Source organism: Brevundimonas sp., assembly GCF_013912005.1.
Classification (GTDB): domain Bacteria; phylum Pseudomonadota; class Alphaproteobacteria; order Caulobacterales; family Caulobacteraceae; genus Brevundimonas.
The window spans coordinates 69,527-95,893 of record NZ_JACESB010000005.1; the positions used below are offsets into that span (position 1 = coordinate 69,527).

The window sequence follows — 26,367 nt, forward strand, 5'->3', positions numbered from 1 at the left end:
ATGCTCGACACCCTACTCTCCCAGATCGGTTTCGCCGTCGCGGCGCTGGTCGGGGCTTTCGCCTTTCTGAAGGGCGACGAGCCGGAGCGGCTCGGGGCCGGAGCCTTTCTGCTGGGGGTGTTCACGACCCTGCTGATCCACGACGGCGGCGCCCTGAGCGGGGTTCAGTGGGGGGTGCTCGCCGTGGACGCGGTCTTTCTGGGCGTCTGCGTCGCCCTGGCCTGGAAGAGTCGCCGGAGCTGGCCCGTTTGGGCCTGCGGCTTCCAGTCGCTCGTGGTGATGAGCCACATCCTGACGCTGGTCGATCTCCGCCCCCCGCTCGCCGCCTTCTACGCCGCCATCAATCTCGCCGGCTACGGCGTGCTGATCAGCATCGCCGTCGGGACCTTCCGGGCCTGGCAGGACCGGAAGGCGGCGGGGCTGGAATAGTCGGCGGCGTTGACCGCGGCAGGCGTTAGGCGGATATTCCTATCGTCCACCGATTCGCTGCTCCGCCCATGCCCCTGTCGCACGCTCAGCTCTGGAACGCCGTCGACCAGCTCGCGCGCCGCGAGGGGCTGAGCGCCTCGGGGCTGGCGCGTCGCGCCGGGCTGGACGCCACCGCCTTCAACCCGTCCAAGCGCTTCGGACCCGGCGATCCGCCCCGTCCCCGCTGGCCCTCGACCGAGAGCCTGACGCGGGTGCTGGAGGCCACCGGCGTGTCGCTGGCGGAGTTCGCGGCCCTCGCCCGCGACGCCGCGGAGCGGCCGGCGGTCATCCCGCTGCTGGGCATGGCCCAGGCCGGCCAGGACGGCTTCTTCGACGACGCCGGCCTGCCCACGGGCGACGGCTGGGAGCAGACCGAGCTGCCCCGCCCGCGCGACACTCTGCTCAGCCTGCGCATCACCGGCGACTCCATGGCGCCGGTGTACCGCGAGGGCGACAAGGTCATCGTCGACCGCGAGGCCTCGGACGTCCGCAAGGGGGACCGGGTCGTCGTCCGCACCACCGGCGGCGAGACCCTGGCCAAGGAGGTTTCGGGCCTGACCGCCCGGGCGGTGACCCTGGCCTCGGTCAATCCGGCCTACGAGCCGCGGGTGATCCCGCGCCGCGACATCCTGTGGATGGGCCGCATCCTCTGGGTCAGTCAGTAGCGGACGCGAAAAGGGCCGCCCCGGAGGGCGGCCCTCGTTCCGGCGTGGCCGGTCAGTAGGCGCTGACGTAGTTGGCGTTGACCCAGCCGCCGCCGGCGATCTGGACCCACTCGCCCTGCGAGCCGATGGCCGAGAACGGCTGGCCGGCCGACAGGCTGCCGACCTGACGGTAACCCGTACCCGGGCCCGACCGGATGCGCAGGTTGGAGGTCGCGCGGTACTGGGCCGATCCCTGGACGCTGGCCGCGCGGGCGCGCTGCTGGTTGCAGCCGATGTAGGAGCCCGCGGCGGCGCCGGCGGCGGCGCCCGCCACGGCCCCGAGCGTCCGCTCGTTGTCCGAAACCTGGCTGCCGGCCAGGGCGCCGAGCACGCCGCCGATCACGGCGCCGGTGCGCTGGCGGCCGCCGGGGGCGTCGCAGTTGGTGATGCCGTTGGCCTGTTGGGCCGCGGCCGCGGTCGGAAGGGCGGCCGGGGCCAGCATTCCGAGGGTGGCGGCGGCGGCGAGGGCGACGGTCAGCTTGTTGTTCCTGGTCGACATGGCTCTGCTCCTGTCATCGAGTTGGTCGATGAGCAGGAGAATGCGCCGATCAGTCTGAAGGCTCCCGGAGCGAAGCGGTTATGCGGCGTTCATGTCCGTCACCGCACATTGCGCGCTTCAGCCCGCCAGTTCTCCCCGCGCCCCGGCCTCGATCAGTTCGATCGTCTTCGGCAGGCCGTAGATCGCCGCGAACGAGCCGAAGCGGGGCCCCTGCGACTGGCCCAGCAGCACCTCGTAGAGCGCCTGGAACCAGGCCCGCAGCGGCTCGAAGCCGTGCTCCTTGCCGACCGCATAGACCTCGTTCTGGATCGTCTCGCCGTCGGTCGTGTCCGGGGGCAGCGCCTTCAGCCGTCCCGCCAGATCCTCCAGCGCCGCCTTCTCCTTCGCGTCCGGCAGGCGGTAGGCCTTCGTGGGCTTCACGAAGTCCTCGTAGTAGTTCAGCGCCCGGTCCATCAGCCGGTCCAGCAGCGGCTCGTTGTCCGGCGTCGCTTCCGGCAGGTAGCGGGCGAAATAGGCCCACAGCTGATCCTTGTCGGAGGCGTTGGCGACGCCGACGAGGTTCAGCAGCAGGGCGAAGGACACCGGCGAGGTGTGATCCGGCGGCGATCCGGCGTGGATCGACCAGACGGCGTTGTCGATGCGCCTGGCCGGCTCCTGGGTCTTGTAGGCCTCGATGAAGGCCAGATAGTCGTCGATGGCCCGCGGAATGACGTTGAAGTGCAGGCTCTTGGCCGACTTCGGCGACTGGAACATGTACCACGACAGGCTCTCCGGCGTGCCGTAGCGCAGCCACTCCTCCATGGTCAGGCCGTTGCCCTTGGACTTGGAGATCTTCTTGCCCTCGATGTCGAGGAAGAGCTCGTAGTTGAAGCCCTCCGGCGGCACCCCGCCCAGCGCCCGGCAGACCTTGGAGCTTTCGCGCACGCTCTCGATCAGGTCCTTGCCCGACATCTCGTAATCGACGTCCAGCGCCGTCCAGCGCATGGCCCAGTCGGGCTTCCACTGCAGCTTCACATGCCCGCCGGTGACCGGGACCTCGGTGCGTCCGCCGGCCGGGTCGTCGAACACGATCGTGCCCCTGGCCACGTTCCGCTCCAGCGTCGGCACCTGCAGGACGTGGCCGGTGACCGGGCTGATCGGCAGGAACGGCGAATAGGTCGCCCGCCGCTCCTCGCCGAGCGTCGGCAGCATGATGGCCTGGACCGCGTCAAACCGCTCCAGCAGGCGCAGCAGCACCTCGTCGAACCGGCCCGAGCGGTACTGCTCGGTGGAGGACAGGAATTCGTAGTCGAAGCCGAAGCTGTCGAGGAAGGCCCGCAGCCGGGCGTTGTTGTGGGCCCCAAAGCTGTCGTGCGTCCCGAACGGGTCGCGCACCACGGTCAGGGGCTTGTGCAGGTCCTCGCGCAGCATGTCGGGGTTGGGGATGCCGTCGGGAACCTTCCGGAGGCCGTCCATGTCGTCCGAGAAGGCCACCAGCCGGGTCGGCCAGTGGTCGCCGGTCAGGGCGCGGAAGGCGTTGCGCACCATGGTCGTGCGCGCCACCTCGCCGAAGGTGCCCATGTGCGGCAGGCCTGACGGCCCGTAGCCGGTCTCCAGCACCACCGGCTTGCGCAGGGCCTCGAAGGTCGCCAGCGCCTCGTCCGCCTTGCCGGCGTCGATCAGCAGCTTCGCCGCGTCGCGCTCGGCGTCGGACAGGCGCTTCTTCAGCACGTGGTTCAGAAGGTTGCGGGCCTGTTCAAACGGCCACGACCGGGCGTCGCGCGCGAGGTGTTCGAGGTTCTGCAGCATGGGTGGGGCTTTGACGCGTCCGGAGCCGCGGGTCAACGCGCCGGGGCCTCAGCGTCGGCGCAGCGCCCAGGCCACCACGCCGAATCCCGCCGCCACCACCAGCGCATCCTCGATCAGGCCGCTCTTGGTCTGGCCGATGCGCCGCATCGCCCGCTTGCGCCCGGCGAGGGTGGCGTAGGCCAGCGGCGCGGCGGCGGCCACGGCCAGGCCGGCGCCCGCCCGCTCCCGGCCGCGCGGCGCCAGCGCCCCGCCCGCAATCCCCGCGCTCATCACCCGCGCCAGCAGGCCGAGGAACACCGTCCGGTCGGGCGCCGACTTCATCTTGTCGCCGAACAGTTCGCCGACCCCCATGGCCAGGGCCCCGGCGGTGAAAAGGGGATGGGTCAGCAGCCGTAGCCGCCCCGGCGTCCTGCGCCCGGCGACATGGGCGGCGGCCAGCGCCGCCATCGGGGTCATCGAGCGGGCGCTGGCGACGGCGCCGATGAGGATGGAAGGGAGGAGGTCGGGCGATCGCATCCCCCTCCAACCCTTGTGGGCCGGCTCCGGTTCAACAGGCCGAGGGCGACCCGCACGGGAAATCGCCCGTCAGGGCGAGGCTCTGGCGCCAGCCGCTCCCGCCCCACTGGAAGACCTTGCTCACCAGTTCGGCCATATTGACCGGCTTCGCCACGCAGTCGTTCATCCCGCACTCGAAATAGGTCGCCACCTGTTCCTCCAGCGTGTTGGCGGTGACGGCGATGATCGGAACGGCGGCGGCCGGACCGTCGAGGGTGCGAATGCGGCGGCTGGCGCTGACGCCGTCCATGACCGGCATCTGGATGTCCATCAGGATCACGTCCCAGTCGCCGCGCCCGGCCGCCGCCACCCCTTCGCCTCCGTCAACGGCCGTTTCGCAGGCGACCCCCGCCGCGCGCAGCATGGCCTGGACGAGGGTCCGGTTGCTCTCGTTGTCGTCGACGTAGAGGGCGCGCAGTCCGCCGTCGCCGTCATCGCCATCGGCCTCGGCCTCCGCCTCGGCCTCCGGGAGGCGAGGGAGCGCGGCGCCGGCCTCCGGAACCGCCCCGTCCGCCGTCGGGGGCGTCTCCGGCGGGCTCGCGATCATCTGGTTGACGACCTCGAGGAGCCTCAGCCCCGCGGCGTGGATCCGTCGCGCCTGGTCCGTGCGGCCGGCGTCGAGGCCCGCGTCGGCGAGCAGGCCGGAGAAGCCGATCACGGCGTTGAGCGGCGTCCGCAGCTCGTGGGACATCTCGGTGAGGAACCGCTGCCGCGCGTCCGACATCGCCGCCTTCTGCTCCGCGGCGCTGCGGGCGATCTCGGCCTCCACCCGGTCGGTGACGTCCTGCTCGTTGAGCAGGACGCAGGTGCGGCCGGTGACGGGATCGGGAACCGGCCGGGCGTCCATGTGATGCCAGCGCGCGCCCGCGCCGGTGATCACCGCATGAAGACAGGAAACGGCCGTGGTCCGCGCGCCGGCCAGCATTTCCGCACCCGCCGGCGGGTCGGCGAAGCGGGAGGCGAAGTCGCCCTCCTCGCCGCCGTACGCGGCGTAGGCCGCCGGATTGGCGAACAGGCGGCGGCCGTCGTCGTCGAACAGGCTGATCATCGCCGAGGCGTGCCGCAGGGCCTCGACGGAGCGGCGCTCCTCCGCCGCGATCTCCTCCGGCGCCGCCTCGAACAGCAGAAGATCCTCGCCGGCGTCCGTCCGGAAGGCGGAGATCGTCGCCTGCGTCGTCACCGGCTGGTCGTGCGGGAAGAAGGTCCAGCGCTCGCTGACGGTCGCTCCTCCGGCCGTGAGCTCGACGAGCCGGCGGATCCGGGCCTTCATCGCCGGCGATCGCGCGGAGAAGTCGCGCGCCAGGAATTCCTCACGGCTGTCGGCGGCCCAGAGGGCCAGGGCGGCCGGATTGGCGTAGGGTTTGCGACCCGTTTGCGGGTCATACAGCCAGATGGGCCGGCGAAGGCGGTCCCACGCTGCACCGAAGCTCAGGGTCACGTTCGTCACCGCCTGCACAACCGCCGCCCAAGCTTTGCCATAAGCTCTGAATTAGTCCTTAAGTCGCGGCCTGCCCGCCCTTGACCGGGCGCCGCCCGCGTGGCCTCTGCCCGCGCGATGAGGACCGCCGATTTCGACTTCGACCTGCCGGAAGACCGGATCGCGCTGCGCCCGGCCGAGCCGCGGGACAGCGCCCGGCTGCTGGTCGTCCGGGACGGCGGGGTCGAGGACCGGATCGTGCGCGATCTGCCCGATTTCCTCCGCCCGGGGGACGCGCTGGTGTTCAACGACACCCGGGTCATCCCCGCCCGCCTGTCCGGCGTCCGTCAGCGGTCCGGCCCGGAGGGCGAGACCCTGAGCGTCGCCGTCGAGGCGACCCTGCACCACCGCGACGCGCCGGACGTCTGGTCGGCCTTCATGAAGCCCGGCAAGCGCATCAAGGTCGGGGACCGCATCCGCTTCGGGGCCGCCGGGGACGGCGGCTGTGAGCTCGGCCGGCTCGACGCGACGGTGGAGGGGCGCGGCGAGGATGGACTGGTGACCCTGCGCTTCGACCTGTCCGGGCCGGCGCTGGACGACGCCGTCCGCGACGTCGGGGTGATGCCCCTGCCGCCCTACATCGCGGCGAAGCGGCCGGAGGACGACCGCGACCGCTCGGACTACCAGACCGTCTTCGCCGAGCACGACGGCTCGGTCGCGGCGCCGACCGCCGGCCTCCACTTCACCCCCGCCCTGCTGGAGGCGATCCGCGCCCGCGGCGTCTCGACCCATGCGGTGACCCTGCACGTCGGCGCCGGCACCTTCCTGCCGGTCAAGGCGGACGACACGGCCGACCACCGGATGCACAGCGAATGGGGCGAGGTCTCCGAGGAGACCGCCGCGGCCCTGAACGCCGCCCGCGCCGCCGGGGGCCGGATCGTCTGCGTCGGCACCACCTCGCTGCGGCTGCTGGAGAGCGCCACGGGAGAGGACGGCGTGGTGCGGCCGTTCCACGGCGACACGGCGATCTTCATCACCCCCGGCTACCGCTTCCGCGCCGCCGACGTGCTGATGACCAACTTCCACCTGCCGAAGTCGACCCTGTTCATGCTGGTCAGCGCCTTCGCCGGGCTGGAGACGATGAAGGCCGCCTACGCCCATGCGGTGGCGAACGGGTACCGGTTCTATTCCTATGGCGACGGCTCGCTGCTGTTCCGGGCGGCGGAATGAGGGAGACGCTCCCGGGCGATCTCGTCGCCGCGCTCGACGGCCTGGCCGCTGCGGCGATCGAAGCCGATGTCCGCGATCCATGGTGGGTCTTCGGCGGCGCGGCCATGGCGTTGATCGGGCTGACGGACTGGCGGGTGCCCGACATTGATGTTCTCGCCAGCCCCGGCGATGTCCGACGGCTGGCCGGGGTGCTGGGCGCCCGGATCGTCACCGATCCCGGCGAGGGCCAGTTCCGTTCCCGCGTTTACGCCCGCACCGAGGGCCGCGCCGTGCCGATCGAGATCATGGCCGGCCTGGAGGTCCGCACCGGTCCGGACTGGCGCCCGGTCGCCTTCACCAGCCGCCTGCCGGTGGCGGTGGACGGCGGCACGCTCTACATCCCGGATGTGCCCGACCAGATCGCCACCGCCCGGCTGTTCGGCCGCCCCAAGGATCTGGCCCGCGCCGACGCCCTCCAACGCCTGAGCGCCGCCTGATGACCTTCCCCTTCGACATCGCCGCCACCGACGGCCGCGCCCGCACAGGCGTCCTGAAGACCCCCCGCGGCGACATCCGCACCCCCGCCTTCATGCCGGTCGGCACCGCCGCAACCGTGAAGGCCCTGACCGTCGACCAGGTCCGCGACACCGGCGCCGACATCCTGCTGGGCAACACCTACCACCTGATGCTGCGCCCCGGGCCCGAGCGGATGGAGCGGCTGGGCGGGCTGCACCGCTTCATGCGCTGGGACCGGCCGATCCTGACGGACTCCGGCGGCTTCCAGGTGATGTCCCTGTCGAGCATCTCCAAGCTGACCGAGGAGGCGGTGACCTTCTCCAGCCACGTCGACGGCTCGAAGCATGTCCTGACCCCGGAGCGCTCGATCGAGATCCAGGCCGACCGGCTGGGGTCGGACATCGTCATGCAGCTGGACGAGTGCGTCGCCTGGCCGGCCGAGGAGAGCCGGGCGCGCGAGGGCATGGAGCTGTCGGCGCGGTGGGCGAAGCGCTCCAAGGCCGCCTTCGGCGCCCGCGACGCCCAGGCCCTGTTCGGCATCCAGCAGGGCTCGACCTTCGAGCACCTGCGCCGCGAGAGCTCGGACCGCCTGCAGGAGATCGGCTTCGACGGCTACGCCATCGGCGGACTCGCCGTCGGGGAAGGTCACGCGGCCATGTGCGAGGTGCTGGACTACGCCCCGGAGATGCTGCCCGCCGACCGGCCGCGCTATCTGATGGGCGTCGGCAAGCCGGTGGATCTGGTCGAGGCGGTGTGGCGCGGCGTCGACATGTTCGACTGCGTCCTGCCGACCCGGGCCGGACGGCACGGCCAGGCCTGGACCTGGGCCGGGCCGATCAACCTCAAGAACGCCCGCTTCGCGGAGGACCAGGACCCGCTGGACCCAGAGGTCCCCTGCCCCGCCTCTCGTGACTATTCAAAAGCTTACCTGCATCATCTTGTCCGAACGGATGAAATCCTCGGCAAGGTGCTGCTCAGCTGGCACAACATCGCCTTCTTCCAGGCCCTGACCGCCGCCATGCGCGCCGCCATCGCGGAGGGCCGGTTCGAGGCCTTCCGCCGCGATTTCCACGCGCGACACGTGTCGAATGGCGGGGGATGAGGAACTAGGGATGAGGGATGAGGGATGAGGGACTGGGGATGAGGGACTAGGGATGAGGGGTTAGGGGACCATGAGTTGGATGATTGCGCCGGGGAGCGCCTGGCATCGGGGTGGGCCCCTCGTCCGGGGCTAAGCCCCAATCCCTGGTCCCTGATCCCTAGTCCCTCATCCCTAGTCCCTCATCCCTCCTCCCTCACCGCCGCGCCGGCCTGAACCACCGCGGCGCGGCCGGCGGGGCGCAGTTCCGCTGCATGCCGACGCCCTTCAGGAAGGCCCGGCGCATGCGTCCGGCCTGGATCGCGGCCTGCACGTGCCGGCTGTGCTGTTCGGCGCCGCTGAGCCGCCGAATCCAGCTTCGTCCCGGGATGAAGTCCGTGGTGGTGTCGCGGATCGCGTCGAGCGCGGCCGAGGACGCGGCGTCCGCCGCCCGTTCGCTCATGTAGGAGCCGTCGGGCGCCGGCGGCTCGTCGGTGTCCGGACCGAGCGCCTCGTCCAGCCGCGCCAGTTCCGCGGCGATGGTGCTGCACTGGGTCAGGTTGCGCAGGTCATAGGGATTGGCCTCCGCCTGCAGCAGCACAGTGGGGATTTCCTCCCGGCGCAGGTTGAGGTCGTCCAGCGGCGCCGTGACCGCGGCGCCGAGGCCGGCGCCGAAGTCGCGGCCGCCCTGCATCGCCGAGCCGCCGGCATTGCAGGCGGCGAGAGCGCAGACGGGCAGAAGCAGGATCAGGCGGCGCATGCCGCACTGAACCACGCGCCGGCGCGCAGCGGAAGCGCGGCGCGCCGCCGCGCTCAGACGCCGTCGGCGGAGCCGGTCTTCAGACGCTGCTGGTTCCCCGCCCGGGTCTTCGGGCCCTGGCCGGTGTCGGCGTCGGTGTTGCGGGGGCGGTTGCGGTTGGTCCCGCCCAGCTGGACGTCGTCGGCGTCGAGGGCGTCGCCCTCGTCCATATAGTCCGCCACCTCGCCCGCCGCCGGCGGCGCGAGGGTCGACTCCGCCACGTCGGCGGCGGCGTAGCTGTGCGGTTCGGGGCGACGCGACTCGCCGCCGGCGGCGGTCTGGTCGCCCGGCCCCACCGGATCGGTGGCGGCGTTCTGGGCGGTGGCGGTGGAGGAATCGACGTTCTGGTGCGGCATGACGGGCTCCCTGTTGCCTCTCAGGTGAACCCCTCCGTCCCCGCCCTGTTCCGGGCCGGCCGCGGCTTCAGCGCCCGGGGGGCTCGCGCCCGCCGAGGAAGGCGGCGACATCGGCCGCGAAGCGCTCCGGCTCCTCCACGAACATGAAATGCCCCCGGCCGGCGTACTCGATGATGCGCGCGTCCGGCGCCGCCCGGACGAGCGCCCGCTGGGGTTCGACCACCGTCTGGAAGTCCGCGCCGCCGGCGATCACCAGAACCGGCATGGTCAGCCGATCCACCCGGTCGAAGCGGTATTCCGTCAGCCCCCCGGCGCCGAACAGGACCCGGCCGATCTCGCCGGTGTTGCGCAGCCCGTCGGCCGCGTCCGCGGCCTCGACCGCCTCACGAATCGCCGGGTCCGGGAACATGGCGGCGTCGATGAAGGCGCGGTCGGCGACGAACGGGTTGCAGCGGGCGCGGGAGCCCTCGGGTCGGGCCGCCGCCGCCCGACGCCAGGTGTCGGGGTCCAGCCGCTCCAGCCGCTGACACTGCACGTCCATCGCCGCCGGCAGGTCGGGCGCCGCGGCCGCCAGCACCAGCCGCTCGACGCGTTCGGGATGCGCGGCCGCATATTCGAGCGCCACGATGGTGCCGAAGCTGTGCCCGATCAACGACAGACGCTCGACGCCCCAGCGCCGCCGCAGCTGCTCGAGGTCCTCGACCAGCAGGTCGAGGCTGTAGGCCTCGTTCCACGGCCGCTCGGACCGGCCGCCGCCGCGCTGGTCGAGGTAGACCATGCGCAGGCGCCGCTCGAGGGCGGGCCCGGCGAATCGCGCGAAGGCCTGGCTGCCCTGCCCCGGCCCGCCATGCAGGAAGACCACCGGCGCGCCCCCTGTCTGGCCGGCCACCCGGTACCAGAGGCGGACGCCGTTGACGACGACCTCATGCTCGCCGGGCCGGAGCGAGGGATCCGTCGGCGCCCGGGCGGCGACGGGCGCGACGAACAGGGCCGCGGCGGCGAGCGCGGCGATCAGGAAACGCATCGGCAACGGGAGACTCCGGCATGTCGCAGTCCCCACAGGAGGTCGACAGACCGCCGGATGGATGCAGCGTGGGCGAAGATGGTGGAAGGCGGCGATGGTACGCCCCCTGGGACTCGAACCCAGGACCCCCTGATTAAAAGTCAGGTGCTCTAACCAGCTGAGCTAGGGGCGCATCGCGCAGGCCCGCGGGGCGGGCCGTCGGGGGGCCTTCTCCGACAGGACGGCGCAGGGGTCAAGCGCGGTCGCTCGACGGCGGACGGCGGAGCCGTTACCCAGATCGCATGAACCCCCTCTCCGGCGTCCGCATCCTCGAGTTCGACGGCCTTGGGCCGGTGACCTTCGCCGGCATGGCGCTGGCGGACATGGGTGCCGGGGTGCTGCGGCTGACGCGCAGCGCGGCGGCCGGCGCGGCGGCCTTCGCCGAGGTCGGCGGCGAGGTGCTGCATCGCGGCCGGCCGGCGGTCGAGGTCAACCTCAAGGATCCGGAGGATCGGGCCCGGGTGCTCGAGCTCGCGGCCAACGCCGATGCGGTGATCGAGGGCTTCCGGCCCGGGGTCATGGAGCGCCTGGGGCTGGGCCCCGCCGAGCTGCAGGCGCGCAACCCGCGGCTGGTCTACGGACGGGTGACCGGCTGGGGGCAGTCGGGCCCGCTGGCCGGGGAGGTCGGCCACGACCTCAACTACATCGCCCTGTCCGGGGCCCTGCATGCGATGGGGGAGCCCGACCGGCCGCCCCGGCCGCCGCTCAACCTCGTGGGCGACTACGGCGGCGGCGCGATGTTCCTCCTCACCGGGGTGCTGGCCGCCCTGCTCGAGGCCCGGACCACCGGTCGCGGCCGGGTGGTGGATGCGGCCATGACCGACGGGTCGGCCCTGCTCACCGCCCTGTTCCACGCCCTGCGCGCGCGCGGCCTGTGGCGCGACGCGCGCGGCGGCAACCTGCTGGACGGGGGCGCGCCCTTCTACCGCTGCTACGCCTGCCGCGACGGCCGCCATGTGGCCGTGGGGGCGCTGGAGCCGCAGTTCTACGCCGCCCTCCTCGCCGGGCTGGACATCCCGGCGGCCGAGGCCCCGCAATATGACACGGGCCTGTGGCCGGAGCTGCACCGCCGCTTCGAGCGCCTGTTCGCAACCCGCGACCGCGACGCCTGGGCCGCGCACTTCGCCGGGACGGACGCCTGCGTCACCCCGGTGCTGGATCTGGGCGAGGCGCCCGGCCATCCGCACAACCGCGCCCGCGGGACCTTTGCCGAAGCCGGGATCGTGCAGCCGGCCCCGGCGCCGCGTTTCGACGGCGCGCGGCCCGTTCCGCCGCCGCATCCCGGGCCGCTGTCGCTGGCGCAGGCCCTCGCCGCCTGGCGCTGAGCTCAGGCCGCCGCCTCCGCCGCCGGCTCCCGCTCGCCCCCGCAGGCCTGCACCAGGGCGACGGCCAGCCGCGCGGGATCGATCGGCTTGGTCAGGAAGGCCGCCACGCCGATCCCGTCCCAGGCCGACTTGTGGGTGTCGAGGGCGTTGGCGGTCAGGGCGACGATCGGCGTCTGCGCGTTCGGCCCGCCGGCCCGGATGCGCCGGGACGCCTCCAGCCCGTCCATGACCGGCATCTGCATGTCCATCAGCACGGCGTCGAATCGTTCCAGCCGGGCTGCCTCGACAGCCTCCGCGCCGTTGCACACCAGGGTCAGACGGCAGCCGTGCGGCTCGAGCAGCAGGGCGAGGATGCGGCGGTTCACCTCATGGTCGTCGGCGGCGAGGATCGCCCGCCCCCGCGCCAGGCGAGACGGCGGCGACGGCGGCCACCTCCAGCGGCAGTACGAGGGTGAAGGTGGACCCGACCCCCTCGCGGCTGTCGACCGTCAGCTCGCCGCCCATGATGCGGGCCAGCTTGCGGCTGATCGACAGGCCGAGGCCGGTGCCGCCGTAGCGGCGGGTGGTGCCGGCGTCGGCTTGCTCGAAGCTGTTGAACATGTGCGGCAGCCGGTCGGCCGGGATGCCGCAGCCGGTGTCGCTGACCGCCACCGACAGGCGGCCGTCGCTCCAGCTCGCCCGCAGGCGGATTTCGCCCTCGCCGGTGAACTTGACCGCATTCGACATCAGGTTGAACAGGATCTGCTGGAAGCGCAGCGGATCGGTCCGCACCGCCTGCGGAACCGCGTCATCGACCTCCATCGCCAGCCGCACCCCCGCCGCCGTCGCCCGCGGCTCCCACAGCCGGCACAGGGCGGTCAGCCGCTCGCGCACGTCCATGACGGCGCTCTCCAGCTCCATTTTGCCGGCCTCGATCTTCGAGAAGTCGAGCACGTCGTTGAGCAGACCCATCAGCACGTCCCCGGCGTCGGTGAGCATGGCCACGTGCTCCCGCTGGGCCGGGCTCAGCTCGGTGCGGCGCAGCAGGTTGGCGGCCGAGATCACGGCATTCATGGGCGTGCGGATTTCGTGGCTGATCACCGCCAGGAAGTCGGACTTGGCGGCGCTGGCCACCTCGGCCTTGTGCTGGGCCTCCCGCGCGGCGTCGCGGGCCGACTGCAGCAGGCCGGTGGTCAGGGTGCTCTGCCGAACCGCCACGACCAGATGGCTCATGTAGAGCAGGCAGCCGATCGAGATCAGCAGCTCCTGCCAGCGCGCTTCGGTGATGGCGCTGATCACCGGCAGGCCCAGGAAGTAGGCGCCGTGCGTGGCCACGGCGGCGATCAGCACCGGTCGCGCCCGGTGCATGTGCAGGCTGACATGCAGAAGCCCGCCCGCCACCTGGATGAGGGCGAAGACGCGGCCGACGTCGCCGCCGGCGAACCACAGGTAGCCGGCCATGCCCGAGTAGATGGCGACGCAGCCGGCGGTGACAGCGCAGGCGAGCGCCACCTCGCGCCGCCCGGGTTCTTTCTCCGGATGACGGAGGAAGCGGCCGAAGACCCGCCCGTCGACGACCTGGCTGGCCAGCACCGCCGCAAGCCAGACGACCGGCCACACGCCGGGTGCGACGAACCATCCGGTCGCGGCGATGAAGGCGGCCAGCGCAAGACGGGTCCTGAGCTCCCGTCGGCGCACCTGCGCGACCATGGCGTAGGCGGTTTCGGTCATGCGACGATCTCCCCGCCCCGAGCGTGCACCCGAAATGCAAAACGATTGGTTGTCAGCCAGAGCGGCGACGACGCAAGACAGCTTGACCGTTGACGCCGGGGGTGATGAGTGCGGCGGTAGGAACCGCCTCGGAACAGCCGCGGCGGTCGTGCGTTGCAAGGCCCGACCCCGGGGGAGATCTCACCGATGAACCGACTTCTTGCTCTCGTGGCCGCCGCCGGCGCGCTGGCGCTCGCCGGTTGCGAGGATCCCTACGCCGACGAGGACGTCGAGACCTACCAGCCGCCGGTTGAGGCGCCGGTCGCGCCGGCCGTCGAGGACAGCGCCGCTGACGCGGCCGCCACGGCGCCCGCGGAGACGCCGCCGCCGGTCGACCCGTCGACCCTCCCGGCCGACCAGCGGAGCTCCGAACAGTCCGTCCAGCCGGAGAGCGAGACGCTCTTCTACTGATCCCGCCTTCGGGCGACATCGGCGGCGGGGGAGCGCCGTCCGGAACGAAGGGCGGTCCGCCCGCTGATAAAGGTTCGAGTTTGACGTCACGGCCCGCCCTGTTTCTCTTCAGCGTGGCCGGGCTCGCCTTCGCCACGGGCGCCGCGGCGGATCCGCGCGCGCGCATTCGCGGCGAGCTCGACGCCGAGCTGCGCGCCCAGCTCGAACGCGCGGTCGGCGAGGTCGACAATCCCCCGGCCAACCGCTTCGAGGCCCGCCGGCGCGCCCGCGGCGCCCTGGAGGCGGCCGAGGCCCTGCTCCGGTCGGAGGGCTACTACCAGCCGGTGCTCGAGGACGTGGTGGAGGGCGAGGAAACCCCGGTCGCCATCGTCGACGTGGTCCCCGGGCCCCGCTTCGAGCTGACGCCGCCGGCGATCAACTGGGTTGCGCCCGCCCCGAACCCGGACACCGCCGCCGAGGTCAGCGCCGGCCTCGAGCTGGAGGCCGGCGATCCCGGCCGCGCGGTCGACGTGATCGCCGCCGAGGGCCGGATCGTCGCCGGCCTCACCCGCCGCGGACACGCCGACGCCCGGGCGGAGCCGCGCCGGGTGGTGGTCGACCACGCCACCTTCACCGTGCAGCCGACCTACAACATCGCCGCCGGTCCGCTGGTGCGGCTGGACGGCGTGCGGCTGGAGACCCGCGGCCCCACCAATCCCGACTGGGTCGCCGGCCTCGCGCCCTGGTCCGAGGGCGAGGTCTACGACCCGGACGACGTGGCCGAACTGGAGCGCCGCCTGCTGGAAACCGGCGTCTACGACGGGGTCGGCGTCGCCCTCGCTCCGGCCGACCAGACGCAGTCCGACGGCAACCGCCCCGTGGTCGTGACCCTGACCGACCGTCCGCGCCGCATCCTGGAGGCGGGCGCGACCTTCTCCACCGCCGAGGGGTCGGGTCTCGACCTGATCTGGACCTGGCACAATCGCTTCGGCCGCGCCGACACCCTGGTCTGGGAAGCGCGGGCGGCGGACATCGACAGCCGGCTCGGCGCCAGCCTGAGCCTGCCGCACTGGCGCCGGCCGGGGCGCACCCTGGAGCTGTCGGGGGCGGTGCTCAACGAGGACACCGACGCCTACCGCCGGACCGCCGTCGCCCTCGCCGCCGACCTGCGCCAGCGCCTCGGCAAGACCTCCTGGTTCAGCTACGGCGTCGGCCTCGACGCCGGGCGATACGACGAGAACCGCTTCGACCCGGTCACCCAGGCCCCGATCAACTTCGAGCGCGATCTGGTGATCCTCACAGGCCGCGGCAGCGCCTGGCTCGACCGCTCGGACGATCCGCTGGATCCGACCACCGGCTGGCGACTTTCCGGCTCGGCCCAGCCGACGGTCGTCGGCGGCGACGCCCGCGCCGCCTTCGTCCGCGCCGAGGCCCAGGCCAGCGCCTATCTGCCGCTGCAGGACAATGCGACGACGGTGCTGGCGGGACGTCTGCGGCTCGGCTCGATCATCGGCGCCGACGAGCTGGACGTGCCGTCGGACCGGCTGTTCTACTCCGGCGGCGGCGGTTCGGTGCGCGGCTACGAGTACCAGGGGGTCGGGCCGCGCCTGCCGGACAACACCCCGCGCGGCGGGGTCAGCCTGTTCGAGGCCTCGGTCGAGGTCCGCCGCGACATCGGGCGCAACTTCCAGGCCGTGGCCTTCGTCGACGCCGGGGCCATCGGCTTCCAGGAGACGCCGAACTTCAACAACCTGCGCTACGGGGCCGGCCTCGGGGTGCGCTACCGCCTGCCCTTCGGCCCGGTCCGCGCCGACGTCGCCTTCCCGCTCGATCGCCGCGAGGGCGACGCCGACTTCCAGATCTACGTCAGCATCGGACAGGCGTTTTGACCGACGCGCCGCCCCCCGCCGAGACGCCGGAAGCGCCGGAAACGCCCGCGAAGGCGAAGCGCAAGCGCACCCTGCTGCAGGCCGTCGCCTTCTTCGGCGGCATGGGACTGGCCATCGTCGCGGCCCTGCTGGTGGCGGTGCTGGTCGGCGGGCGGATGTACATCGTCTCCGATCCCGGGCGCGAGCTGGTGCAGAGCTTCGTCACCGGCAAGAAGATCGGCCGTTACGGCCGGATCAACGTCGAGGGGGTGCGCGGCGACCTGTTCGACGACTTCACCATCGAGCGGGTCACCATCACCGACGCGAAGGGCGTCTGGCTGGAGGCGCGCAAGGTCCGGGTCGACTGGGAATGGTGGCCGCTGGTCACCCGCCGCTTCCACGCCACCGAGGTCGAGGCCGACCTCGTCCGCCTGATCCGACGCCCCGAGGTGGAGCCGCCGACCACGCCGCCGGGGCCGCAGCCGCTGTCCATCGACATCGACCGCTTCGCCGCGGACGTCGAGCTGCTGGAGGGGTTCAGCAAGGAGTACGGCCGCTGGAACCTCGAGGGGGCGGCGGACGTGCCGCGCCGGGGAGCCAAGGACGTGCGCGTGCTCGCCCGCAGCAACAGCCGCCCCGGCGACTTCCTGCGGCTGGCGGCCACCTTCGGCGGCGACCTGACCGAGACCCGCCTGAACCTGCGGGCGCAGGAGGCGCGCGGCGGCCCGATCGCGGGCGCCTTGGGCTATTCGCCCGACCAGCCCTTCCTGGCGACCGCCCTGGTCAACGGCGAGGTGATCGACGCGGTGGTCCGCACCGGCGAATTCACCCCCCTGACCATCAAGGGCCGTTTCGGCGATCAGCAGGCGCGGATCTCCGGCTATTTCGACTTCTCCGGCTCCGACCTGCTGCAGCCGTTCGTGGAGCGCGTCGGCCGCACCGCGCGCTTCGGCTTCGCCACCCTCCCGGACCACGACCGTGACGGCCTGCAGGGCGTGGCCTGGCGGCTGATCGCCGACAATCTGAACTCCTCGGCGCGGGGCCTCATCCGGCTGTCGGACCGCAGCAGTCCGGACGGCGTCCGGTTGAGCGTCTCGACGCCCTCCCTCAGCCGCCTTGTCGGCCGCCCCGTCGCGGGCCGCGCCGCCTATGCGGGGGTGTTCACCGGGGACGCCGACGACTGGCGGCTCCGCGGCGCGGTCGACGTCCGCGGCGTCGAGGCCGCCAGCTATCGCGCCGACCGGCTGCGCGGGCCGCTGACCGTGGCCGTCGAGCGGGGCCGGATGGATCTGGGAGGCGACCTGTCGGCCGCCGGCGGCTCGACCGCCGGCGTCATCGGCGGTCTGCTTGGCGCGGCGCCGCGACTGCAGTTCGAGGCGGTCCGCCAGGCGAACGGCGCCATTCTTCTCGAACAGGTGGACCTGCGCGGACGGGCCCTCACGGTCGAGGGAACAGGCGGGCGCAACCTGCTCGGCGGCTTCGGCTTCCGCGGCGAGGCGCAGATCACCGACGCCTCCCAGATCTACGCCCCGGCGGACGGCGCCTTCGGGGGTCGCATCACCGCCTCCACGGCCCGCGCCGGCGCCCCGTGGCGGCTGGCCTTCGACGGTCGCGGCCGAGGCCTCGAAACCGGCATGGCCGAGCTGGACCGCCTGCTCGGCCCCACCCCCCGGCTGCAGATCGCCGGCGCCCTCGACGACGGCCGCGTGGCGGTGGAGCAGGCCCGGCTCACCGGCGCCCAGGGCTCGGCCGGCGCTCGCGGTCTGATCGAGGGCGATGGCCGGCTGCGGCTGGCGCTGAACTGGGACGCCCGCGGCCCGTTCGGGGTTGGTCCGGTGGAGATCGACGGCGCCATGACTGGCGAGGGCGCCCTCACCGGCACGCTCGCCCAGCCCCGCGCCGACCTGCGCGCCGCCTTCGGCCAGGTCGCGGCCGGCGCCCTGCGACTGAGCGACGTCGACCTGATCCTCAGCTTCCGGCGCGGGGCCGACGCCTCCGACGGCCGCATCGCCGTCACCGCCGCCTCGAACTACGGTCCGGCCCACGCCCGCGGCAACTTCTTCCTCGGCGGCGACCGCATCCGCCTGACCGAGGTCGATCTGGACGCCGGCGGGATCGCCGCGCAGGGGGCCATCGCCCTCTCCAATCGCACGCCGTCCAGCGCCGACCTGTCCTTCACCGCCCGCCCGGGCGCCTTCCTCGCCACCGGATCGGCCGAGGGCCGGGTGCGTCTCACCGACGGCCCCGGCTCGGAAACGGCCATCCTGCAGGTAAGCGGCGAGAACGTCCGCCTGGCCGGCTCGGGTTATGTCATCCGCAACCTCGAACTGAACGGCCGCGGCAGCCTTGAGCGGCTGCCCTTCACCCTCGTCGCCGACGTCGGCGGCGCCACCCCGGTCAGCTTCGACGGCTCGGGGGTCTACTCCCGGGACGGAGCCGCCCAGTCCGTGGTGCTCGAGGGCGCCGGCCGGGTGCGCGAAATCGCCTTCACCACCCGCAATCCGGCGGTGATCGCCCTCGCCGGCGACGGCCGGGTCGCCCGGGTCGATCTCGGCGTCGGCGGCGGCGTGCTGCTGGGGGAACTGCGCCAGGATGCGCGGGCCGCGATCGTCGAGGCCACCCTGACCAGCGTGGAGCTGGGCTCGATCGCGCCGGACCTGCGCGGCCGCGTCACGGGGCGCCTCTCGCTGCGCGGCGCCGGCGAGGACCTGTCAGGCTCGGCCAACCTGGACTTCGCCGACATTCGCAGCATCGACGCGCCGGGCGCCCTTTCGGTCGACGGGGCGGTCAACGCCCTGCTGGTCAACGACCGCCTGCGCATCCAGGCCCGCGCCTCCGACGACGGCGCCGTGCAGGCCTCGGCCGACGTGACCCTGCCCGTCGAGGCCTCGGCGGCCCCCTTGCGGCTGGCCGTCGCCCGCACCCGCGACATGACCGGCGACGTCTCGATCCAGGGCCAGATCCAGCCGATCTGGGACCTGCTCGTCGGCGGCGAGCGTTCGCTGTCGGGGCAGGTGGACGGGCGGGCCACCCTCGCCGGCACCCTCGCCGCACCGCGCCTGAACGGCCGTCTGGACCTGCGGGACGGAACATTCCGCGACAGCGCCACGGGCCTCCGGCTGGAGAACATCCTGCTGGCCAGCCGCTTCGACGACGCCAGCGGGGTGGTCGAGACTTTCCGCGCCGTCGACGGGACCGGCGGCTCCGTCACCGGCAACGGCCGCCTCGGCCTTACCGAGGGCTCCGGCTCGAGCTTCCAGCTGCTGCTCAACCGCTTCCGGATCATCGACAACGACATCGCCGAGGCCCGCGCTTCAGGCCCGCTGACCGTGATCCGCGCCGCGGACGGCAACATCACCCTCAGCGGCCGCATGGACATCGACGAGGCGCGCATCGAGGCCAATCCGCCCGGGTCGAACGGCATCGTCCGCATGGACGTGATCGAGATCAACAAGCCCGGCGGGGACGAACCGGAAGAGGTCCAGGCGCGGCCGCGCGGGCTGCAGATCGGCCTCGACCTGACCCTGAACTCCCCGGGCGGCGACGTGCTGGTGGTGGGTCGCGGCCTGAACGTGGAGATGAACGTCGACGCCCGTGTGCGCGGCACCATCAACCGGCCGGTCCTGACCGGCACGGCGCGGGTGGTGCGCGGCGACTACGACTTCGCCGGCAAGCGCTTCGTCTTCGACGATCGCGGCACGGTCACCCTGTCGACCCGGCCCGAGGACATCCGCCTGAACCTCAGCGCCACCCGCGACGATCCGGCCCTGACCGCCACGATCCGCGTCACCGGCACCGCCGCCCGCCCCGAGATCGACCTCACCTCCACCCCGGCCCTGCCCGACGACGAGATCCTGTCCCAGGTCCTGTTCGGCCGCTCCGCCTCGCAGCTGTCGGCCTTCGAGGCGGCCCAGCTGGCGGCGGGCGTGGCGGCGCTGGCCGGCGGCGGCGGCTTCGACGTCATCGGCAACCTGCGCGAGCTGGCCGGGCTCGACCGCCTGTCCTTCGGCGGCGAGGCGTCCAGCCTCACCGTCGCCGGCGGTCGCTACATCACGGACGACGTCTACCTCGAGATCATCGGCGGCGGCGAAGGCGGGGCGGCGGTGAACGTCGAATGGCAGGTGCGGCGCAACCTGACCGTCAGCTCCACCGTCGGCGGCCAGGGCGAGGCCAGCCTGTCGATCCGCTGGCGTCGCCAGTCCCGCCAGCCGGGCACAGGGCGCGAGGACCGCCGCCCGAACCGCTGACGAAAAAGGGCCGCGCCGGAGCGACCCGGCGCGGCCCACCATATCGGCCTGAACGGCTGCTTCAGTCCTGGTAGGTGTTAGCCGCGTCCATCCGGATGCGATCCAACGCGCTGGAGCCACGAATGCCCGCGATGTGCATAAGTCCGGCGATCAACATGGTCACGATCGTAAAAAACGTGAGCCACATCGGCTGCGCGGCGGCCATTGCGGGAACGAGAAGCGCCAGCACCCCGCCGCCAAGGCCCCAAACCACCAGAATGAGGAACAGGATGGGCAGCACCTTGTTCGGCTTCCGCCATTGAACGGCCGCCAGGATCAGCTGCAACAACGTCAATCCGACGCCAAGCATCAGGCCGAACTGTCCCTGCTGGGCGAGTGCGGCCGGATCAGGCGCCTGCCCGGTGAATTGTTCGATCATTCGCGCGGCGGCTTCCTGTGCCGCAGGCGTGGTCGAGTACCAGACGCCGACCCCTTGGTGCAGCGCGCCGATCAGCATGCCGATGGCGCTTACCTTGGCGGCCGCCAGGGCGGCTTCTTCAGTGTCGAGCGGCGATGTCGGATTCATCGCCTTGGCCCAGTCAGTCATTGGAATGCCTCCCTCGATCGAAGGCTCACCCTAGCCCTGCCCCGCCCGAGTCGAAAGCCGCTTCGCCTTCACCTTTCGGGTCGGGACGGCTAGGGTCCGCCCGCATGCGGATTCTGCCTCCCGACCAGACCGTGCTCGACCACGTCGCAGCGCGCGGACCGGCCATCGTGGCGCGCGCCGTTGAGTGGGCGAACGTCAACTCCGGCAGCCGCAACGCCGCCGGCCTCGACGCCGTGCTGCACCTGCTCGAGGCCGAGGCCCGCCGCCTGCCCGCCGAGGTCGTGCGCGTGCCGACCGCCGGCTCCACCACCGTCGCCGACGACGGCTCGGTGCGGGCCGAGGCCCACGCCGACGCCCTGCGCATCACCGCCCGGCCCGACGCCCCGGTCCAGGTCGTCCTGACCGGCCACTACGACACCGTCTTCCCCGCCGGGAGCGCCTTCCAGAGCGTGACCACGCGGCCGGACGGAGCCCTCAACGGCCCCGGCATCGCCGACATGAAGGGCGGCATCAGCGTCCTGCTCGCCGCCCTTGAGGCGTTCGAACTCCACCCCGAGCGGGAGCGCGTCGGCTGGACCGTCCTGCTCAGCCCCGACGAGGAGATCGGCTCGCCCGCCTCCGCCCCCCTGCTGGCCGAGCTGGGCGCCCGCGGCCACCTCGGCCTGACCTACGAGCCGTCGCTGCCCGACGGCACGCTGGCCGGCGCGCGCAAGGGCAGCGGCAACTACCATCTGGTGGTGACCGGCAAGGCCGCCCACGCCGGCCGCGCCTTCCACGAGGGCGCCAACGCCGTCGCCGGCGCCGCCGTCCTGGCCGCCCGCCTGCACGCCCTCAACGGCCTGCGCGAGGGCGTGACGGTCAATGTGGCGAAGATCTCCGGCGGCGGGCCGCTGAACGTCGTCGCCGACAACGCCGTGGTCCGCTTCAACGTCCGCGTCCCCGACGCCGCCGCCGCGGCGTGGATCGAGGACCAGGTGCGGGCGCTGGCCGGCGAGCCCCCCTTCCCCGGCCTGACCCTGGCGCTCCACGGCGGCATGACCCGGCCGCCCAAGCCGATGGACGCCAGTCAGACCGCCCTGTTCGAGGCCGTGCGCGAGGCGGGCGCCCTGCTCGGCCAGTCGATCGCCTGGAAGCCCTCCGGCGGCGTCTGCGAGGGCAACAACCTGCACGCCGCCGGCCTGCCCAACATCGACACCCTCGGCGTGGTCGGCGGGGACATCCACTCCGACCAGGAGTTCGCCTGGCCGGCCAGCTTCGTGGAACGGGCGCAGCTCTCCGCCCTGATCCTGTGCAAGGTCGCCTCGGGCGAGATCGACGCCCTCAAACTCAAACAGCTCCGCCTGGAGACCGCGTAACCGCATGCTCGTCGTCCGCCCCGCCGGTCCGTCCGACCTCGATTACCTGCTGGAGCTGGCCATCCTGTCCGGCCCCGGCTTCACCAGCCTGCCTGAGGACCCGGACCAGCTCGCCGAACGCCTCGACCTCAGCCGCGACAGCTTCGCCGGGGCGATCGATCCGCAGGCCCGCTGGTACACCCTGATGCTGGAGGAGTCGGACACCGGCGACGTCGACGGCGTCGGCTCGGTCAAGGCGGCCGTCGGCCTCAAGCGGCCCTTCTTCTCCTTCCGGGTCGTCAACACCACCCAGTCCTGCCCTTCGCTCGGCATCCGGCTCGACCAGAAGACCCTGGTGCTGGTGAACGAGTGCACGGGCTGGACCGAGGTGGGCTCGCTGTTCCTCAAGGCGGACCGGCGCAAGGGCGGCGCCGGGCGTCTGCTGTCACAGTCGCGGTACATGCTGATCGGCGCCGAGCCGCAGCTGTTCGCCGAGTCCGTGCTGGCCGAGCTGCGCGGGGTCTTCACCCCCGACGGCGCCTGCCCCTTCTGGGATCACGTGGCGCACAAGTTCTTTCCGATGGAGTTCGAGGAAGCCGACCGGATGACGGGGTCGACCGACAAGCAGTTCATCCTCGACCTCGCCCCCCGCCACCCGATCTACATCGAACTGCTGCCCGAGCCCGCGCGGGCCGTGATCGGCAAGGTCCACCCGCAGGGCGTGCCGGCGATGGCCCTGCTGGAGTCGGAGGGATTCCGCCCCAACGGCCTCGTCGACATCTTCGACGCCGGCCCCACCGTCTGCTGCGACCGCGACAACATCCGCACCGTTCGGGACGCCCGCCGGCTGACCGTCGTCCTCGCCGACGAGGTCGAGTCCGAGCTGCCGGCCCTGATCTCCACCGACCACGTGCGCGACTTCCGCGCCGTTCGCCAGCGCGCCCTCGTCGAGGGCGACACGGTGACCATCGCCCGCGACACCGCCGACGCCCTCAGGGTGAAGGCCGGCGAAGTCGTGCGGGTGAAGACCTGAGCCCCCATCTGATGACCATGACCCCCTTCCACTCCACCGACCCCGCCACCGGCGACATCAACTGGCAGGGCGAGGCCGCCGCGCCCGCCGCGGTCCAGGCCGCCGTCGACCGCGCCCGCGCCGCCTTCCCCGACTGGGCCGACCGCCCGCGTCAGGACCGCATCGACGCGGTCAAACGCTACCAGGCGGTGCTGAAGGACCGGGCGCCGCAGATCGCCGAGGCGATCAGCCGCGAGACGGGCAAGGCGCTCTGGGAGTCAAAGGCCGAGCTGGCCGCCATGCAGGGCAAGGTCGACATCTCGATCCGCGCCTATGACGAGCGCACCGGCGAACGCAGCGCGGAGACCGGCTTCGGCCGCGCCATCCTGCGCCACCGCCCGCACGGCGTCGCCGCCGTGCTCGGCCCGTTCAACTTCCCCGGCCACCTGCCCAACGGCCACATCGTCCCCGCCCTGCTGGCTGGCGACACGGTCGTGTTCAAGCCGTCGGAAGAGACCCCGCTGGTCGGCCAGCTGATGGCCGAGGCCTTCGCCGCCGCCGATCTGCCGGAGGGCGTGGTCAACGTCGTCCAGGGCGGTCGCGAGACCGGCGCGGCGCTGCTGGACGCCGGCATCGACGCCCTGATGTTCACCGGCTCGGGGGCCGCCGGCGCCCACTTCCGCCGCAAGTTCGCCGACGATCCCCACGTCATCCTCGCGCTGGAGCTGGGCGGCAACAATCCGCTGGTCGTCTGGGACGCCGCCGACGCCGAGGCCGTCGCCGGCATCGTGGTCCAGTCGGCCTTCATCACCACCGGCCAGCGCTGCTCCTGCGCCCGCCGCCTGGTCGTGCCCGAAGGCGCGGCGGGCGACGCCGTCGTCGAGGCCGTGGCCGCCCTGTCGGACCGGCTCGTCTTCGGCCGCTGGAACGACGACCCCGAGCCCTACGCCGGGCCGCTGATCTCGCAGCGGGCCGCCGAGGCGGCGCTGAAGGCCCTGCAGGAGCGCATCGACGCCGGCGCCCGGGTGATCCGCGCCTCCGGCCCCGTCGGCGACCTGCCGGGCGCCTTCGTCAGGCCGGCCATCATCGACGTCACCGGCGTCGACGTCCCCGACGAGGAGATCTTCGCCCCCTTCCTCCAGGTCCGCCGCGTGGCCAGCTTCGACGCCGCCGTCGCCGAGGCCAACGCCACCCGCTACGGCCTGTCCGCCGGTCTGGTCAGCGACGACCCCGCGAACTGGGAGCGCTTCATCCGCCGCATCCGGGCGGGCGTGGTCAACTTCAACCGCCCGACCACCGGCGCCGCCGGCGACATGCCCTTCGGCGGCCTCGGCGCCAGCGGCAATCACCGCCCCTCGGCCTATTATGCGGCCGACTACTGCGCCTATCCCGTGGCCAGTTTCGAGGCCGGCGCGGTCAAGAACATCGAGAGCGAGATCAAGGGGTTGAGAGCGTGACCTCGACGGCTGTCGAAGCCAACGCCGACGGCCTGATCGGGCCGACCCACTCCTACGCCGGCCTGTCGCCCGGCAACCTCGCCTCCAGCCTCAACGCCGGCGAGGCGTCGAACCCGCGCGCCGCCGTGCTGCAGGGGCTGGACAAGATGAAGCGGCTGGCCGACCTCGGCCTGCCCCAGTTCGTCCTGCCGCCGCACGAGCGGCCGCACATTCCGTTCCTGCGCAGCCTCGGCTTCACGGGCTCGGACGGGGAGGTGCTGGCCGCCGCCTGGACGTCGGCCCCGACCTTCGCCGCCGCCGCCTGCTCCGCCTCGCCGATGTGGGCCGCGAACGCCGCCACGGTCACGCCGTCCGCCGACGCCGCCGACGGCCGGGTCCACTTCACCCCCGCCAACCTCGTCACCAACCTGCACCGCTCGCTTGAGGCGCCGCAGACGAAGCGGGCGCTGGACGCCCTCTTCCCCGACCCGGCCCGCTTCGCCGTCCACGACGCCCTGCCCGCCGTCGGCCACCTCGCCGACGAGGGCGCGGCCAATCACGTCCGCCTGTGCGCCGACCACGGCGCGCCGGGCGTCAATCTGCTGGTCTGGGGCCGCGAGGCCTTCGAGGCCTGGGACGATCCCTTCCCCGCCCGCCAGACCCGCGAGGCCTCCGCGGCGATCGCCCGCCGCCACGGCGCCTCGGGCGTGGTCCTCGCCCGCCAGTCGAAGGCGGCCATCGCCGGCGGGACCTTCCACAACGACGTGGTCTGCGTCGGCTCCCTGCGGACCCTGTTCTTCCACGACCTCGCCTTCGAGGACACGGCGGGAACGCTGGAGGCCATCCGCCGGGCCGCGGACGGCCGCTTCGATCCGGTCTTCGTCGAGGTCGCCTCGGCCGACCTGCCGCTGTCCGACGCCATCGCCAGCTATCTGTTCAACTCCATGCTGGTGCAGATCCCGGGCGAGGACCGCCTGACCCTGATCTGCCCCACCGAGACGCGCGACAACCTCAACGCCCACGCCGTGGCCGAGGGGCTGGCCGCCTCCAACGGGCCGATCGGCCGGGTCGAATACGTCGACGTGCGCCAGTCGATGCGCAACGGCGGCGGCCCGGCCTGCCTGCGCCTGCGCGTCGCCCTGACCGAAGAGGAGCTGGCCGCCACCAACCCCGCCATGCGCATGACCGACGAGCTGCACGCCCGCCTGTCGATCTGGGCCGCGGCCTGGTACCGCGACACGCTCAGCCCCGCCGACCTCGCCGACCCCGCCCTGCTCGACGAGAGCCGCGGCGCGCTCGACGCCCTGACCGACATCCTCGGCCTCGGCGGCGGCTTCTATCCGTTCCAGCGGACCTGAGCGTGCGCCGCCTCGCCTTCGCCTGCGCCGTGCTCGGCCTGCTCGTCCTGCTGGGCGCGGCGGTGGCCGGCGGCCTCGCCACGCCCGGCTACGATCACGCCCGCCAGTACCTCAGCGAGCTGGGCGCGACCGGCGCCGCCACGGGGCCGGCCGTCAGCGCCGCCTTCATCGTCTCCGGGGGGCTGCAGGCCGTCTTCTGGCTGCTGTGCATCCGCCTGCTGCCCGGCTCGCGGCTCGCCGCCGCCGGTTTCGCACTCAGCGCCCTGAACGGGCTCGGCCTGCTGGCCGGCGGGGTCTTCCCCTGCGACGCCGGCTGTTCGCTGCAGGACCCGAGCCTGTCGGCCGTGCTCCACGACGTGCTGGGCGGCCTCGGCTACCTGTGCGGCGTGGCCGGCGTCCTGCTCGTGGCCATGGCCTGGCGCAGCGACCCCGGCCGCCGCCGGTTGTCGGGCCTGGCCCTGCTCTGCGGCATGCCCGCGGTGATGCTGGTCTGGATCCTCCATCCCGGCTTCGAACTGTTCGGCCTCGCCCAGCGCGGCCTCGAACTGGCTTTCGCCGTCTGGACCCTCGCCGTCGCCTTCGAGATCCGCCGCAGCCCGACCGGCTAAGA

The 26,367-nt window shown here is 72.8% G+C and carries 24 protein-coding genes and 1 tRNA gene; 14 read left to right on the forward strand and 11 right to left on the reverse strand.

The window, feature by feature from the left end; translation table 11 throughout:
• On the forward strand, positions 1 to 429 hold the full coding sequence (locus H2038_RS05555; RefSeq protein ID WP_292110144.1) for a hypothetical protein: 429 nt from the start codon (positions 1 to 3) through the stop codon (positions 427 to 429).
• 68 nt (positions 430 to 497) lie between these two features.
• On the forward strand, positions 498 to 1,133 hold the full coding sequence (locus H2038_RS05560; RefSeq protein WP_292110146.1) for a helix-turn-helix transcriptional regulator: 636 nt from the start codon (positions 498 to 500) through the stop codon (positions 1,131 to 1,133).
• Between the two features lie 52 nt (positions 1,134 to 1,185).
• Here H2038_RS05560 and H2038_RS05565 read toward each other — a convergent pair whose 3' ends face one another.
• The 4 genes from H2038_RS05565 to H2038_RS05580 all read right to left on the reverse strand — a co-directional run bounded on the left by H2038_RS05565 (position 1,186) and on the right by H2038_RS05580 (position 5,452).
• Positions 1,186 to 1,671 (reverse strand): SH3 domain-containing protein, encoded by a 486-nt coding sequence (locus tag H2038_RS05565; RefSeq protein WP_292110149.1) that lies wholly within the window; start codon positions 1,669 to 1,671, stop codon positions 1,186 to 1,188.
• Positions 1,672 to 1,788: 117 nt separating this feature from the next.
• Entirely contained in the window at positions 1,789 to 3,459 is a 1,671-nt protein-coding gene (locus tag H2038_RS05570; protein ID WP_292110151.1) for a lysine--tRNA ligase, read from the reverse strand.
• Between the two features lie 48 nt (positions 3,460 to 3,507).
• On the reverse strand, positions 3,508 to 3,975 hold the full coding sequence (locus H2038_RS05575) for a hypothetical protein (RefSeq protein ID WP_292110153.1): 468 nt from the start codon (positions 3,973 to 3,975) through the stop codon (positions 3,508 to 3,510).
• 31 nt (positions 3,976 to 4,006) lie between these two features.
• Positions 4,007 to 5,452, reverse strand: coding sequence for a response regulator (locus H2038_RS05580; protein ID WP_292110156.1), 1,446 nt, complete (start codon positions 5,450 to 5,452; stop codon positions 4,007 to 4,009).
• 117 nt (positions 5,453 to 5,569) lie between these two features.
• Here H2038_RS05580 and queA point away from each other — a divergent pair, with 117 nt between their 5' ends.
• Genes queA through tgt form a run of 3 tightly spaced genes read left to right on the forward strand, consistent with a single transcriptional unit; the run spans position 5,570 to position 8,258 of the window.
• Complete coding sequence (queA, locus tag H2038_RS05585) at positions 5,570 to 6,661, forward strand: tRNA preQ1(34) S-adenosylmethionine ribosyltransferase-isomerase QueA (RefSeq protein WP_292110159.1); 1,092 nt, start codon at positions 5,570 to 5,572, stop codon at positions 6,659 to 6,661.
• Complete coding sequence (locus tag H2038_RS05590) at positions 6,658 to 7,137, forward strand: hypothetical protein (RefSeq protein WP_292110162.1); 480 nt, start codon at positions 6,658 to 6,660, stop codon at positions 7,135 to 7,137. Before queA ends, H2038_RS05590 begins: the two co-directional genes overlap by 4 nt.
• Positions 7,134 to 8,258: a tRNA guanosine(34) transglycosylase Tgt gene (tgt, locus tag H2038_RS05595; RefSeq protein ID WP_292110402.1), complete on the forward strand. Its 1,125-nt coding sequence runs from the start codon at positions 7,134 to 7,136 to the stop codon at positions 8,256 to 8,258. The genes H2038_RS05590 and tgt overlap by 4 nt, the downstream gene beginning before the upstream one ends.
• Positions 8,259 to 8,451: 193 nt before the next feature.
• Here tgt and H2038_RS05600 read toward each other — a convergent pair whose 3' ends face one another.
• From H2038_RS05600 to H2038_RS05615, 4 genes are all read right to left on the reverse strand, one after another.
• Positions 8,452 to 8,994: a hypothetical protein gene (locus H2038_RS05600; protein WP_292110165.1), complete on the reverse strand. Its 543-nt coding sequence runs from the start codon at positions 8,992 to 8,994 to the stop codon at positions 8,452 to 8,454.
• Positions 8,995 to 9,047: 53 nt separating this feature from the next.
• Positions 9,048 to 9,389 carry a hypothetical protein gene (locus tag H2038_RS05605; protein WP_292110168.1) on the reverse strand — a complete coding sequence of 114 codons (342 nt, stop codon included), beginning with the start codon at positions 9,387 to 9,389 and terminating at the stop codon, positions 9,048 to 9,050.
• 67 nt (positions 9,390 to 9,456) lie between these two features.
• Positions 9,457 to 10,413, reverse strand: a complete 957-nt coding sequence (locus H2038_RS05610; RefSeq protein ID WP_292110171.1) for an alpha/beta hydrolase — start codon at positions 10,411 to 10,413, stop codon at positions 9,457 to 9,459.
• 95 nt (positions 10,414 to 10,508) lie between these two features.
• Positions 10,509 to 10,585 (reverse strand) — tRNA-Lys (locus tag H2038_RS05615).
• Positions 10,586 to 10,694: 109 nt separating this feature from the next.
• Here H2038_RS05615 and H2038_RS05620 point away from each other — a divergent pair.
• Positions 10,695 to 11,777 (forward strand): CaiB/BaiF CoA-transferase family protein, encoded by a 1,083-nt coding sequence (locus H2038_RS05620; RefSeq protein WP_292110173.1) that lies wholly within the window; start codon positions 10,695 to 10,697, stop codon positions 11,775 to 11,777.
• A 2-nt stretch (positions 11,778 to 11,779) separates the two neighbouring features.
• Here H2038_RS05620 and H2038_RS05625 read toward each other — a convergent pair whose 3' ends face one another.
• Positions 11,780 to 12,142, reverse strand: a complete 363-nt coding sequence (locus H2038_RS05625) for a response regulator (RefSeq protein WP_292110176.1) — start codon at positions 12,140 to 12,142, stop codon at positions 11,780 to 11,782.
• Between the two features lies 1 nt (position 12,143).
• Positions 12,144 to 13,487 carry an ATP-binding protein gene (locus H2038_RS05630; protein WP_292110178.1) on the reverse strand — a complete coding sequence of 448 codons (1,344 nt, stop codon included), beginning with the start codon at positions 13,485 to 13,487 and terminating at the stop codon, positions 12,144 to 12,146.
• Between the two features lie 186 nt (positions 13,488 to 13,673).
• On the opposite strand from H2038_RS05630, the gene H2038_RS05635 reads away from it, so the two are divergent.
• From H2038_RS05635 to H2038_RS05645, 3 genes are all read left to right on the forward strand, one after another.
• Positions 13,674 to 13,937: a hypothetical protein gene (locus H2038_RS05635; protein WP_292110181.1), complete on the forward strand. Its 264-nt coding sequence runs from the start codon at positions 13,674 to 13,676 to the stop codon at positions 13,935 to 13,937.
• An 80-nt stretch (positions 13,938 to 14,017) separates the two neighbouring features.
• Complete coding sequence (locus H2038_RS05640) at positions 14,018 to 15,805, forward strand: autotransporter assembly complex family protein (RefSeq protein ID WP_292110184.1); 1,788 nt, start codon at positions 14,018 to 14,020, stop codon at positions 15,803 to 15,805.
• Positions 15,802 to 20,031 carry a translocation/assembly module TamB domain-containing protein gene (locus H2038_RS05645; protein WP_292110187.1) on the forward strand — a complete coding sequence of 1,410 codons (4,230 nt, stop codon included), beginning with the start codon at positions 15,802 to 15,804 and terminating at the stop codon, positions 20,029 to 20,031. Before H2038_RS05640 ends, H2038_RS05645 begins: the two co-directional genes overlap by 4 nt.
• Before the next feature lie 61 nt (positions 20,032 to 20,092).
• Here H2038_RS05645 and H2038_RS05650 read toward each other — a convergent pair whose 3' ends face one another.
• The gene (locus H2038_RS05650) at positions 20,093 to 20,617 is read right to left on the reverse strand and encodes a hypothetical protein (RefSeq protein WP_292110190.1); all 525 of its coding nucleotides are present in this window, start codon (positions 20,615 to 20,617) and stop codon (positions 20,093 to 20,095) included.
• A 104-nt stretch (positions 20,618 to 20,721) separates the two neighbouring features.
• On the opposite strand from H2038_RS05650, the gene H2038_RS05655 reads away from it, so the two are divergent.
• Genes H2038_RS05655 through H2038_RS05675 form a run of 5 tightly spaced genes read left to right on the forward strand, consistent with a single transcriptional unit; the run spans position 20,722 to position 26,365 of the window.
• Positions 20,722 to 21,972: a hydrolase gene (locus H2038_RS05655; protein ID WP_292110193.1), complete on the forward strand. Its 1,251-nt coding sequence runs from the start codon at positions 20,722 to 20,724 to the stop codon at positions 21,970 to 21,972.
• A 4-nt stretch (positions 21,973 to 21,976) separates the two neighbouring features.
• Positions 21,977 to 22,984, forward strand: a complete 1,008-nt coding sequence (locus H2038_RS05660) for an arginine N-succinyltransferase (protein ID WP_292110195.1) — start codon at positions 21,977 to 21,979, stop codon at positions 22,982 to 22,984.
• Positions 22,985 to 23,001: 17 nt separating this feature from the next.
• Positions 23,002 to 24,420 (forward strand): succinylglutamate-semialdehyde dehydrogenase, encoded by a 1,419-nt coding sequence (gene astD / locus H2038_RS05665; protein ID WP_292110403.1) that lies wholly within the window; start codon positions 23,002 to 23,004, stop codon positions 24,418 to 24,420.
• Positions 24,417 to 25,757: an N-succinylarginine dihydrolase gene (astB, locus tag H2038_RS05670; protein WP_292110198.1), complete on the forward strand. Its 1,341-nt coding sequence runs from the start codon at positions 24,417 to 24,419 to the stop codon at positions 25,755 to 25,757. Before astD ends, astB begins: the two co-directional genes overlap by 4 nt.
• Before the next feature lie 2 nt (positions 25,758 to 25,759).
• Positions 25,760 to 26,365, forward strand: a complete 606-nt coding sequence (locus H2038_RS05675; protein ID WP_292110201.1) for a DUF998 domain-containing protein — start codon at positions 25,760 to 25,762, stop codon at positions 26,363 to 26,365.
• Positions 26,366 to 26,367 lie beyond the last annotated feature (2 nt).

Excerpts from the sequence above, each read along its gene's own strand:
- H2038_RS05610 (WP_292110171.1), bottom strand. The coding sequence starts at position 10,413 with ATGCGTTTCCTGATCGCCGCGCTCGCCGCCGCGGCCCTGTTCGTCGCG.
- H2038_RS05630 (WP_292110178.1), bottom strand. The coding sequence starts at position 13,487 with ATGACCGAAACCGCCTACGCCATGGTCGCGCAGGTGCGCCGACGGGAG.
- H2038_RS05570 (WP_292110151.1), bottom strand. The coding sequence starts at position 3,459 with ATGCTGCAGAACCTCGAACACCTCGCGCGCGACGCCCGGTCGTGGCCG.
- H2038_RS05590 (WP_292110162.1), top strand. The coding sequence starts at position 6,658 with ATGAGGGAGACGCTCCCGGGCGATCTCGTCGCCGCGCTCGACGGCCTG.
- H2038_RS05560 (WP_292110146.1), top strand. The coding sequence starts at position 498 with ATGCCCCTGTCGCACGCTCAGCTCTGGAACGCCGTCGACCAGCTCGCG.
- H2038_RS05660 (WP_292110195.1), top strand. The coding sequence starts at position 21,977 with ATGCTCGTCGTCCGCCCCGCCGGTCCGTCCGACCTCGATTACCTGCTG.
- H2038_RS05635 (WP_292110181.1), top strand. The coding sequence starts at position 13,674 with ATGAACCGACTTCTTGCTCTCGTGGCCGCCGCCGGCGCGCTGGCGCTC.
- H2038_RS05605 (WP_292110168.1), bottom strand. The coding sequence starts at position 9,389 with ATGCCGCACCAGAACGTCGATTCCTCCACCGCCACCGCCCAGAACGCC.
- H2038_RS05565 (WP_292110149.1), bottom strand. The coding sequence starts at position 1,671 with ATGTCGACCAGGAACAACAAGCTGACCGTCGCCCTCGCCGCCGCCGCC.
- H2038_RS05650 (WP_292110190.1), bottom strand. The coding sequence starts at position 20,617 with ATGACTGACTGGGCCAAGGCGATGAATCCGACATCGCCGCTCGACACT.
- H2038_RS05555 (WP_292110144.1), top strand. The coding sequence starts at position 1 with ATGCTCGACACCCTACTCTCCCAGATCGGTTTCGCCGTCGCGGCGCTG.
- H2038_RS05655 (WP_292110193.1), top strand. The coding sequence starts at position 20,722 with ATGCGGATTCTGCCTCCCGACCAGACCGTGCTCGACCACGTCGCAGCG.
- astD (WP_292110403.1), top strand. The coding sequence starts at position 23,002 with ATGACCCCCTTCCACTCCACCGACCCCGCCACCGGCGACATCAACTGG.
- queA (WP_292110159.1), top strand. The coding sequence starts at position 5,570 with ATGAGGACCGCCGATTTCGACTTCGACCTGCCGGAAGACCGGATCGCG.
- H2038_RS05575 (WP_292110153.1), bottom strand. The coding sequence starts at position 3,975 with ATGCGATCGCCCGACCTCCTCCCTTCCATCCTCATCGGCGCCGTCGCC.
- H2038_RS05620 (WP_292110173.1), top strand. The coding sequence starts at position 10,695 with ATGAACCCCCTCTCCGGCGTCCGCATCCTCGAGTTCGACGGCCTTGGG.
- H2038_RS05600 (WP_292110165.1), bottom strand. The coding sequence starts at position 8,994 with ATGCGCCGCCTGATCCTGCTTCTGCCCGTCTGCGCTCTCGCCGCCTGC.